The sequence below is a fragment of the Micromonospora sp. 4G55 genome, assembly GCF_016803375.1.
Genome location: NZ_JAEVHN010000191.1, coordinates 1 through 10389 on the forward strand (window position 1 = coordinate 1; position 10389 = coordinate 10389).

10 protein-coding genes and 2 pseudogenes are annotated in these 10389 nt (G+C 72.4%); 4 read left to right on the top strand and 8 right to left on the bottom strand.

The genetic code is table 11. The features are described from left to right. The coding region (locus JNW89_RS17150; RefSeq protein WP_238449693.1) for an Lrp/AsnC family transcriptional regulator at positions 1–162 on the bottom strand (162 nt) is incomplete at its 3' end. Positions 163–430: 268 nt separating this feature from the next. On the opposite strand from JNW89_RS17150, the gene JNW89_RS17155 reads away from it, so the two are divergent. After that, positions 431–697, top strand: coding sequence for a BldC family transcriptional regulator (locus tag JNW89_RS17155; protein ID WP_204925734.1), 267 nt, complete (start codon positions 431–433; stop codon positions 695–697). A gap of 71 nt (positions 698–768) precedes the next feature. Here the strand turns inward: JNW89_RS17155 and JNW89_RS17160 are convergent, their stop codons facing one another. Beyond that, entirely contained in the window at positions 769–1398 is a 630-nt protein-coding gene (locus JNW89_RS17160; protein WP_238449686.1) for a UbiX family flavin prenyltransferase, read from the bottom strand. Between the two features lie 162 nt (positions 1399–1560). Here JNW89_RS17160 and JNW89_RS17165 point away from each other — a divergent pair, with 162 nt between their 5' ends. After that, positions 1561–2517, top strand: coding sequence for a terpene synthase (locus JNW89_RS17165; RefSeq protein ID WP_238449687.1), 957 nt, complete (start codon positions 1561–1563; stop codon positions 2515–2517). A 40-nt stretch (positions 2518–2557) separates the two neighbouring features. Here the strand turns inward: JNW89_RS17165 and mqnP are convergent, their stop codons facing one another. Together mqnP and JNW89_RS17175 are read right to left on the bottom strand one after the other, a co-directional pair. Further along, positions 2558–3469 carry a menaquinone biosynthesis prenyltransferase MqnP gene (gene mqnP, locus JNW89_RS17170; protein ID WP_238449688.1) on the bottom strand — a complete coding sequence of 304 codons (912 nt, stop codon included), beginning with the start codon at positions 3467–3469 and terminating at the stop codon, positions 2558–2560. Next, positions 3469–4929, bottom strand: coding sequence for a menaquinone biosynthesis decarboxylase (locus tag JNW89_RS17175; RefSeq protein WP_210778277.1), 1461 nt, complete (start codon positions 4927–4929; stop codon positions 3469–3471). The genes mqnP and JNW89_RS17175 overlap by 1 nt, the downstream gene beginning before the upstream one ends. A 167-nt stretch (positions 4930–5096) precedes the next feature. Here JNW89_RS17175 and JNW89_RS17180 point away from each other — a divergent pair, with 167 nt between their 5' ends. Next, positions 5097–5969, top strand: a complete 873-nt coding sequence (locus tag JNW89_RS17180; RefSeq protein ID WP_238449689.1) for an alpha/beta fold hydrolase — start codon at positions 5097–5099, stop codon at positions 5967–5969. Positions 5970–5979: 10 nt separating this feature from the next. On the opposite strand, the gene JNW89_RS17185 is transcribed toward JNW89_RS17180, so the two are convergent. Beyond that, positions 5980–6534, bottom strand: a complete 555-nt coding sequence (locus JNW89_RS17185; RefSeq protein WP_238449690.1) for a carboxymuconolactone decarboxylase family protein — start codon at positions 6532–6534, stop codon at positions 5980–5982. Positions 6535–6597: 63 nt separating this feature from the next. On the opposite strand from JNW89_RS17185, the gene JNW89_RS17190 reads away from it, so the two are divergent. After that, positions 6598–7074, top strand: a complete 477-nt coding sequence (locus JNW89_RS17190; RefSeq protein ID WP_238449691.1) for a MarR family winged helix-turn-helix transcriptional regulator — start codon at positions 6598–6600, stop codon at positions 7072–7074. An 86-nt stretch (positions 7075–7160) separates the two neighbouring features. Here JNW89_RS17190 and ccsB read toward each other — a convergent pair. From ccsB to JNW89_RS17205, 3 genes and pseudogenes are all read right to left on the bottom strand, one after another. Continuing rightward, a pseudogene (ccsB, locus tag JNW89_RS17195) lies at positions 7161–8136 on the bottom strand (c-type cytochrome biogenesis protein CcsB). Then, positions 8136–9761 carry a cytochrome c biogenesis protein ResB gene (locus JNW89_RS17200; protein ID WP_238449692.1) on the bottom strand — a complete coding sequence of 542 codons (1626 nt, stop codon included), beginning with the start codon at positions 9759–9761 and terminating at the stop codon, positions 8136–8138. The pseudogene ccsB and the gene JNW89_RS17200 overlap by 1 nt, the downstream one beginning before the upstream one ends. After that, positions 9761–10389 (bottom strand): annotated as a pseudogene (locus JNW89_RS17205) (cytochrome c biogenesis CcdA family protein); the annotation flags it as partial. The pseudogene JNW89_RS17205 and the gene JNW89_RS17200, both read right to left, overlap by 1 nt.

Here is a 10389-nt window from a genome sequence, read left to right on the forward strand (position 1 = left end):
CACCTCCGCCCGGTACGCCCGGATCACGCCGCCGGACTCCAGCTTGCCGACCCGCTCGTGCACGGCCGGGGCGGAGAGGCCGACCTGCCGGGCGAGTTCGGCGTACGACAGTCGGGCATTGCCGCGCAGCAGGTCGACGAGGCTCAGGTCGATGGCGTCCACGGAAGGTGACCCTAGCTGTCCGGGCGTAACGTCGGGCGGCCGGCACCCGTTGAATATGACAGTGCGTCACAGTTCGCAGACTGAGGGTGAAGGGGGCTCCGCGCCGGTACCATTTACTAACTTCCCACTCAGTGCGTTTTTCGCGTTTGGCGGACAGGCCAGGTCGCTGGTGCTGTAATTGCCATACGTCCCTCATGACGGCTCTGGGCTCGCACCGGCCGGGGGCAGTGTGTTCAGCCGGGGGCTTCGTCGACGCGAGGAGGGGGCTGTGGACACTGGAGATCGCCTGCTGACACCGGGTGAGGTCGCCGCGTTGTTTCGGGTTGACCCGAAGACTGTGACGCGTTGGGCGGCGGCCGGCCGGATCGGCAGCATCCGGACTCCAGGCGGGCATCGCCGGTTTCGGGAATCCGAGGTGCGGGCCCTGCTGGAAGGGGAGGGCATGCTGGACGAGGCGGAGGACATCGGCAAGCCGCGCAATGTCGGCCCCGCCGCCTCGACCGGACCGGGGCCGGCCAACGCCGGGATGTACTGAATGGTGCGAGACGGATCGCGGGCCGGCCGACAGGTCCGGTCCGCGCCCGTCTGAGGTGAAATTCCGCTTCGCTACGACCGGTCGGCGGCCAACTGCCCCGACCACCGCCGGAACAACGTGTGCGGCACGCCCAGCGCGTCCAGCACCTTGCCGGCCACGAAGTCGACCAACTGCTGTGCGGTGGCCGAGGCTCCGGAGCCGTAGAAACCCGGACTGGCCGGCAGCACCACCGCCCCGGCGTCCTGCAACGCGATCAGGTGTTCCAGGTGGCTGCGGGTCACCGGCGTCTCCCGGGGCACCACCACCACCGGCCGGCGCTCCTTGAGGTTGACCTCGGCCGCGCGTTGCAACAGGTCCTTCGAGAGCCCGATGGCGATGCCGGCGCAGGCGGCCGTGCTCGCCGGGACCACCGCCATCCCGCGTACCCGGTAGGAGCCGCTGCTGGGGCCGGCGGCGATGTCACCCGCCGGCCAGTGCCGCACGTCGGCGTCGGCGAGATCACGACCCAGCCAGGCGGCCAGGTCCTCGGCCCAGTGGCCGTCCCGGAACGGGCGGCCGGTCTCGTCGAGCACGGTCAGCCGGGCGGCCCGGGAGACGATCAGGTCCACCGGCTCACCGGCGTCGAGCAGCCCGTTGACGACCGCCGCCGCGTACGGGGTGCCGGACGCGCCGGAGACCCCGACCACCCATGGTTCGCGCATGTCGTCCAGCCTGCCTGGTCGCCGCCGCGCCCCGCCGCGCGACCCCCCGACCGCTGCGCTGCGTGTCGCCGGGGCACCCCGCTGTGCGCCGGGACGGCGGGAGCGCGGCGGACCTGCCATGCTGCCGTCGGCGACCCACGCCGCACGGGAAGGGATCGAGCCATGGTCGAGGAGGTGCTCCGGTCACTGCGGGCCGGCTGCCCGATCCCGCCCCGGCTCTCGCCGTACGCGGACCCGGTGCAGGAGTGGCTGCTCGACCGGCTGCCCCGGCTCGGCGTACCGCTGGACGGGACCGCCCGGGAACGGCTGGAGCGGGCCGGCTTCGCCCGGTACGCCGGCCGGCTCTACCCGGACGCCACCGAGCCGGACCTGCGTACCCTGGCCGCCCTGTTCACCTGGTTCTTCCTGGTCGACGACGCCTGCGACGGGCCGGACCGGCTCGCGCCGGAGCAGATCGGGGCGCTGCGGGCCGGGGCGTTGAGCCTGCTGCGGGACGGCCCACGCCGGCGGCATCCCGGGTTCGGCGGGCCGCTGCGGCGGCTGCTGGTCGACGCCTGGCGGGTGCCCCGGCGCCGGATGCCGGCCCGCTGGCGGCTGCGCTTCGCCGACGCGGTCGCCGACCACCTGGACGGCACGTGGCGGGAGTCGGTCGCCAAGGACCTCGGGCGGCGCCCCTCGGTGGCCGAGTACGTGGAACTGCGCCGGGCGACGTCGGCGGCGTACGTCTCGTACCCGCTGATCGAGTTCGCCACCGGGCGGCCGTTGCCCGACCCGGTCTACCACCACCCGGCGCTGCGCCGGATCGGCGAGCTCGGCAACGACCTGCTCTCCTGGTACAACGACCTCGCCTCGCTGGAGCGGGACCGGGCCACCTCGGGCGGGCACAACCTGGTGCTGGCGGTGGCCGGCGAGCGGGGGGTGCCGCTGGACACCGCCGTGGAGCTGGTCACCGAGCGCTGGCGGGCGGCGATGGACCACTTCGTCGCGCTGCGCGCCGACGTGCCGTCGTTCGGCCCCGCCCTCGACCCGGCCGTCACCACCCACCTCGACGGCGTCGCCAACGCCGTCCGCGGCACCCTCGACTGGACCATGGAGAGCGCCCGCTACCCCACCCCCTGACCCTTCCACGCCCGACTCCGACCGCGGATCTCGAGGGCGGTCAGGGGTGGAGGTGGAGGCGGATGGTGAGGTCGAGGAGGGCGAAGAGGAAGAGGGCGATGCCGACGAAGCCGTTCGCGGTGAAGAACGCGCGGTTGACCTTGGTGAGGTCGGTGGGGCTGACCACGACGTGCTGGTAGCCGAAGGCGACGGCGGTGAACGCCAGGCCGATCCACCACAGCCAGCCGAAGCCGACCAGCGCGCCGAACCAGATGAACAGCGCGAAGGTGACCACGTGCGCGACGGTGGAGGCGTGCAGCGCGAAGCGCAGCCCGTACCGGGCCGGGACGCTGTGCACGCCGATCTCCCGGTCGACGTCGGCGTCCTGGCAGGCGTAGATCAGGTCGAAGCCGCCGATCCAGAGCCCCACCGCCGCGCCGAGCAGCCAGGCCGGCCAGGAGCCGTCCAGGGTGCCGGTGACCGCGAGCCAGGCGCCGACCGGGCCGACCGCCTGGGCGATCGCCAGGATGGCGTGCGGCCAGTTGGTGAACCGCTTGCCGTAGGGGTAGACGACCAGCGGGATCACCGCGAGCGGCGCGAGCACCAGGCAGAGCGGGTTGAGCAGCGCCGCGGCGGCCAGGAAGACCACCAGCGCGACGGCCGCACCGGTCCAGGCCGTCCGCACGCTCACCGCCCCGGTGACCAGCTCCCGGTTCGCGGTACGCGGGTTCCGGGCGTCGATCCGCCGGTCGAGGATGCGGTTGGCGGCCATCGCGAACGTCCGCGCCCCGACCATCGCCACGGTGATCAGCAGCAGGTCGAGCCAGCGCACCCGCCCGCCGTCGACCCGCATCGCGGTCAGCGCCGACAGGTACGCGAAGGGCAGCGCGAAGACGGAGTGCTCGATCGCGACGAGCTTGAGGAACGACTTGATCCGGCCCGGCTTCTCGGCCGGCGCGTCGAGGACCGCCATCAGATCCCGTACTCCTTCCAGCGCTTGTCGACCAGGGAGGCGACCTCCGGCGACATGGTCATCTCCTCCGGCCAGCCCCGGGTGTAGCCCTCGGCGGGCAGCTTGCGGGTGGCGTCGACGCCGGCCTTGCCACCCCAGAACTGCTGGTACGACGAGTGGTCGAGGTGGTCCACCGGGCCCTCGGTGAGCAGCAGGTCGCGGGCGTAGTCGACGTTGCCGAAGGCGCGGAAGGCGACCTCGTTGTAGTCGTGCACGTCGCAGTCCTCGTCGACGATCACGATCAGCTTGGTCAACGACATCAGGTGCGCGCCCCAGATCGCGTTCATCACCTTCTGCGCGTGCTTCGGGTAGCGCTTGCGGATCGACACGATCGCGCAGTTGTGGAACACCCCGGCGGCCGGCAGGTCGTAGTCGACGATGTCCGGGATCAGCAGCTTGAGCAGCGGCTGGAAGATCCGCTCGGTGGCCTTGCCCAGGCCGTGGTCCTCCTGCGGCGGCTTGGAGGTGACGATCGAGTGGTAGACCGGGTCGCGCTGCATGGTCATCGCCTCGATGTGCAGCACGGGGAACGGCTCGACCGGGGTGTAGAAGCCGGTGTGGTCGCCGAACGGCCCCTCGGGCAGCCGCTCGCCGGGCTCCAGGTAGCCCTCCAGCACGATCTGGGCGTGCGCGGGCACCTGCAACGGCACGGTCAGGCAGTCGACCATCTCGACCCGCTCGCCGCGCAGGAAGCCGGCGAACAGGTACTCGTCGATGTCGCCGGGGAGCGGGGCGCTCGCCGCGTAGCTGACCACCGGGTCGCAGCCAATGGCGACGGCCACCGGCAGCCGCTGCCCGAGCCGCTCGGCGACGGCGTGGTGCGCGGTGGAGTCCTTGTGGATCTGCCAGTGCATGCCCAGCGTGTTGCGGCTGTGCTGCTGGAGGCGGTAGAGCCCGAGGTTGCGCTTGCCGGTCTCCGGGTGCTTGGTGTGGGTCAGCCCGTAGTTGTGGAAGATCCCGCCGTCGCCGGGCCAGACCTGGAGACCAGGCAGCCGGTTCAGGTCGACGTCGTCGCCGCGGTAGACCACCTGCTGGCAGGGGGCGGTCTTCACCTTGCGCGGCGGCACCGACTTGAGCTGCATGACCTTGCCCAGGCCCTCGCGGATGCCCGACCAGCCGACCGGCAGTTCCGGCTTGACCAGCGCGCCGATCCGGTCGCCGATCTCGTCCAGCGACTCGACGCCGAGCGCCATCGCCATCCGCTTCTCGGTACCGAAGAGGTTGATCGCCACCGGCATCTCGCCCCGGGTGGGCCGCTCGAAGAGCAGCGCCGGGCCGCCCGCCCGGACGGTCCGGGTGACCACCTCGCTGATCTCCAGCGTGGGGTCGACCGGGACGCTCACCCGCCGCAGCTCACCTGCGCGCTCCAGCGCCGCGAGGAAGTCCTTGAGATCGGTGTACGGGAAGCCACGAGCCGCCATGCCGCCAGTCTCCCGCACCCCGGGACGCCCCGCCCACGCCGGGTCTCCCCGGGCGGTGTGCGTCTCCCCACGCATCCCGACGCACCGGCCGGCCGGCGGCCGGCGGGCGTCGGCATGGGCGGCGGCCGGCCGGGTAGTCGAGGCGCCGGTCGAGACGGGGAGCGGCGATGGGCGACGGGCGGGTACCGGCGGGGTTCTACGAGCAGCGGGCCCGGGTCGGCGACGTGGTGATCAACTACGTCCGGGGCGGCCGGGGACCGACCCTGGTGCTACTGCACGGCTATCCGCAGTGCTGGCGGATGTGGCGACGGCTGCTGCCGCAACTGGCCACCTCGTACCAGGTGGTCGCGCCCGACCTGCGCGGCTTCGGCGACAGCGACGCGCCACCCGACGGGTACGACAAGAAGACCCTCGCCGCCGACGTGCACGGGCTGCTGACCGGGCTGGGCCTGGCCGGCGACATCCGACTGGTCGGCCACGACGTGGGCACGATGGTCGCGTACGCCTACGCCGCCGCCCATCCCGACGAGGTGTCCCGGCTGGTGCTGACCGAGGCGCCGATCCCGGACGAGAGCGTCTACGCGGCCCCCGCGCTCAGCACCGCCGGGCCGGCGCTGTGGAACTTCGGCTTCTTCAACGTCGCCAACGGCCTGCCGGAGGAACTGGTGGCCGGCCGGGAGGCGCTCTGGGTGGACCGCTTCACCGACTCGATCATGGTGAACAAGGGCAGCATCGGGGCCGACGACGTCGAGGAGTACGCCCGGCACCTGAGCGACCCTGCCCACCTGCGGGCCAGCTTCGCCTGCTTCCGGGCGTTCGGCCAGGACGTCGCGGACAACAGGGCGTACCGGGAGACGCCGCTGCCCATGCCGGTGCTCGCGGTCGGCGCGCAGGCCAGCATGGGCGGGACGGTGGCCGACCAGGTGCGCCGGTACGCCGGCACGGTCACCGGCCAGGTGATCGAGGACAGCGGTCACTGGATCTTCGAGGAGCGGCCGGTGGAGACGAGCGCCCTGCTGGTGACGTTCCTGCGCGAGTGAGCCCCGCCGGTCAGGCGGCCGGCTCCCAGGCGTACCCGGCCAGGGCGGGGTCGAGCGGCGCGTCGGTGAGCCGGTTGGCGAAGGTGGAGATCGTGTACGTGCCGACGCCGAGCACCACGTCGAGGGCGTGCCGGGGGCGCCAGCCGGCGGCGAGGAACGCGTCCAGCTCGCCCTGGGGCACCGCGCCCCGGTGGTCGAGGACGGCGACGGTGAACCGGCGCAGCGCCTCCAGCCTCGCATCGGCCAGCGGCGCGCCGGCCCGCAGCGCGGCGGTCAGCGCCGGGTCGACGCCGTGCCGGGTGAGGGTGGCGGTGTGCATCGCCACGCAGACGTGGCACTCGTTGCGGGTGGCGACGGTCAGCACCACGACCTCCCGCTCGACCGGGTCGAGGTCGGTGGACTCGAAGGTGGCGTTGGCGGTGAGGAAGCCCTTGAGCAGCTCAGGCGACTCGGCCATCCGGGCGACGGCCTCGGGGAGATGCCCGAGTTTGCGCTGCACGCCGGCCATGGTGGGGCGGGCGGCGGCGGGCGCGGTCTCGGCGGTGTGGGCGGTGAAGACGGACATGGCGGAACCCCTCGGGTACGATAGTCAACGTGGTTGACCAAATAGTAAACGAGGTTGTCGAACATGACAACGCCTGAATCGGAGCGTCCCGGCTTCGTGCTGCCCCTGCTGCTGCTGGCCGGCTTCCGTGCCCTCATCGACGACCTGCACGCCGAGCTGGCCAAGCAGGGGCACCCGGACCTGCGGCCGCTGCACGGCTTCGTCCTGCAGGCCGTCGGCGTCGACGGCACCACGGCCGGCGAACTGGGCCAGCGCCTCGGCGTCTCCAAGCAGGCGGCCGGCAAGACCGTCGACCGGCTGGTCGCGCTCGGCTACCTGGAACGCGCCGACGACCCCGCCGACGCCCGGCGCAAGCTGGTCCGGATGACCGAGCGGGGAGTCGACGGGCTGCGCCGCTCGGCGGTCGTCTTCGACGCGCTGCGCGAACGCTGGGCGGCGACCCTCGGCGCGGAGCGGGTCAGCGCGATCGAGGACGACCTGCGGCGAGTGACCCCGGACCAGTTCTTCCGCCTCGACGTCCCCGGCTGGTTCGGCGGCTGACCGGCGCACATGATCGTCTGCGGTTTCCCGACGCCTCCCTCGGCGTGTCCGTCGGAAATCCGCAGACGGTCATCACAAAACCGGGCTCACTCCACCCCGGCGTAGGAGTGCAGGCCGGTGAAGAAGAAGTTCACCCCGAACAAATTCATCAGCATGGTCAGGAAGCCGAGCACGGCGATCCAGGTGGCCACGTTGCGCTTCACGCTCGGGGTCGCCCGGGCGTGCAGGTAGCCGGCGTAGACCACCCAGGAGATGAAGGCCCAGGTCTCCTTCGGGTCCCAGCCCCAGGCCCGGCCCCAGGCCGCCTCGGCCCAGATCGCGCCGGCGATCACCGCGAAGGTGAAGACCGGGAACGCGAAGGCGTGCAGCGCGAAGGTCAGCCGCTCCAGGCCGGCCGCCGCGGGCAGCCGCCGGGCCAGCGTGTACGGAAAGCTCCGCTTGCCCTGCTCGTACCCGTTGCGGATCAGGAACGCCATCGCCGGCACCACGCCCAGCAGGAAGATGCCCGAGCTGAACACGATCGTCGACACGTGGACGATGAACCAGTACGACTGCAGCGCCGGCATCAGCGGCACCACCTGGACGTAGAGCTTCAGCTCGGCGAAGGCCAGCAGCAGCACCATCACCAGGGTGAGGAAGAGCCCCAGCCGGCGCAGCGCGGGTCGCTTGACGAGCATCGCCAGCCAGGCCGCCGTGCCGATCCAGGTGACCGTCAGCACGAACTCGTACATGTTGCCCCAGGGCATCCGCTCGGCGGCGATGCCCCGGGTGACCAGCGCCCCGAGGTGCAGCGCGGCGGCCAGCACGGTGATCCCGGTGGCGATCCGCCCGGCCAGCCGGGCCCGCTGCGCGACCGGCTCCGCCGGGTCTCGGCGCCACCGGCGCGGCGGGGGCGTCGACCGGGCCGCCGGTGGCGCCCACCCCGGCGCCGACCAGCTCACGGGCGGGAGCGGCCGACACCGCGCGGACGTTGCCCAGCGCGTACTCGACGGCGTGGCTGATCATCGCGACCAGGTACGCCAGGATCGCGAACGACACCAGCTGGTCGGAGACTGCGGACATCACTCGACTCCCTCTCGCGCCCGCCCGTCGGGCCGCTCGTCGCCGCTGACCGCGGCCACGAGCTGCGCGAACTCATCGGCGAACCCTGGATGCTCGGTGCGCGGCAGCCCACCGGCCTCCACCAAACTACTACCGTTCGTCGGAGATCCACTGTCGGGGTCCGCAGGGGTCACCCGGAACCAGACCCGCCGGCGCCGGGCGAAGAGCGAACCCATCAGCCCGCCCAGCAGCACCACACAGGCGCCGAGCATCAGCGTCTGGCCGGGGGCGTGCCGCACCGACAGCGTGATGTACGGCTTGGTGCCGAGGAACTCCAGGCTGCTGCCGTCGTCCAGGGCCCACTTCTCGCCGACGCCCAGCTTCTTCTCGCCGACCTGCTTGAGCTTGCCGGTGGTCACCTGGCGCTGGTCGAGCTGGTAGACCGAGCCGGGGATGCCGGCGTCCAGCCCGAGGTTCCCCCGGTACGCCCGCAGCACCACCGCCGGGTTCCGCTCGGTCGGGTACTTCGACTCGACGAAGGGCGCCGTGTCCGGCGCGGTCGGCAGGTAGAGCCCGTCGAAGGCGACCTGCTGGTCGGCGGCGCGCCTGCCGGTCTTCGGATCGACGTTGGCGTCCGGGAAGGCGGCCAGGCCCTCACTCGTGAGGTTGGCGTCCCCGGAGGTCAGGAACGGCACGGTGCTGGTCTGGCTGCGCCCGTACCGGTCGGTGTACTTCAGGATCGGGGCGTACCCGTGGCCGAGCAGGTAGACGTTGGCGGAGCCGAGCCGCAGCGGCGAGTTGACCGAGAAAGCGGCCGCCCGCTTCGTGCCGTCCGGCTCGTCCACGGTCACCGAGGCCCGGTAGCTCTCCGGCTGGCCGGAGGGGAGGAACCGGGCGTCGAAGTCGTCCAGGGTCAGGCAGAACCCGGGCAGGTCGGCGCTGTCCACCCGCGGGCCGAGGGAGGATTCGCTGTACTGCTGGCGGGTGTTGCAGAAGGCGTTCTCCTCGCCGGCGACCAGCAGCTTGTTGCCGTGCCAGCCGTACCAGGAGCCGAGCGCGACCCCGATCAGCACGGCGACCAGCGAGGTGTGGAAGAGCAGGTTGCCGGTCTCCTTGAGGTAGCCCTTCTCGGCGGAGACCTCGTTGCCGCGTACCTCGACCCGCCAGCGGCGCCGGCGCAGCACGGCGGCGATCGCCGCCGGGTCGGTGGGCGCGTGCGCCGGCAGCACCACGTGCTGCGGCAGCCGCTCCAGCCGCTTCGGCGCGGCCGGCGGCCGGGAGCGCAGCGCGCGCAGGTGGTCGCGCATCCGGGGCAGGACGCAGCCGACCAGCGAGGTGAACAGCAGCAGGTAGATCGCGGAGAACCAGACCGAGCCGAAGACCTCGAAGGCGCCGATCCGGTCAAGTTGCGGGGCCAACTCCGGGTGCGCGCGGAAGTACTCGTTCACCTTCTCCGGGTTGACGCCGCGCTGGGGCAGCACCGAGCCGGGGATCGCGGCGACCGCGAGCAGGAAGAGCAGCACCAGGGCGGTACGCATGCTGGTGAGCTGCCGCCACGAGTTGCGCAGCAGGGCCAGCACCGGGTTGGGCCGCCGCCGGGGCGCCTCGGCCGGTGGGGTGGCCGGCCGGTCGTCCACGGTCGTCATCAGATGCTCACCTCGCCCACGCCCACGGTCGTCTGCAGCCAGATCACGAAGTTCTGCCACCCGCCGGTGACCAGGGCCAGGCCGATCAGGATCAGCAGGACGCCGCCGATGCGGGTGACCCAGCGACTGTTGCGCCGCACGGCGCGGAAGACCCCGAGCAGGCGGTGGAAGCCCAGCCCGAAGACGACGAACGGTATCCCCAGGCCGAGGCAGTAGGCCACGGCCAGCACCACGGCCCGGTCGGTCTTGCCGGCCGCGGTGGCCATGCCGAGCACCGCGCCGAGCGTCGGGCCGGTGCAGGGCAGCCAGCTCAGCGCGAAGACCGCGCCGAGGACCGGTGCCCCGAGCAGCCCGGCGGCGGCAGCCGCTGGATGCGGAACTCGCGCTGCATGCCGGGCACCACGCCCAGGTAGCTCAGCCCGAGCAGCACGACCAGCGCGCCGATGACGATCTCCAGCGTCCGCTCGTGGTCGAAGAAGACCCGGCCGAAGCTGGCGAAGAGGATCGCGGTGGCGGTGAAGACGACGGTGAAACCGGCGATGAAGAGCAGCGTCCCGGCGAGCACCCGTCCCTTGAGCGCGGCCGCCGGCCGGGCGGCCACGGGCGTCGCGACGGCCACCCCGCCGCC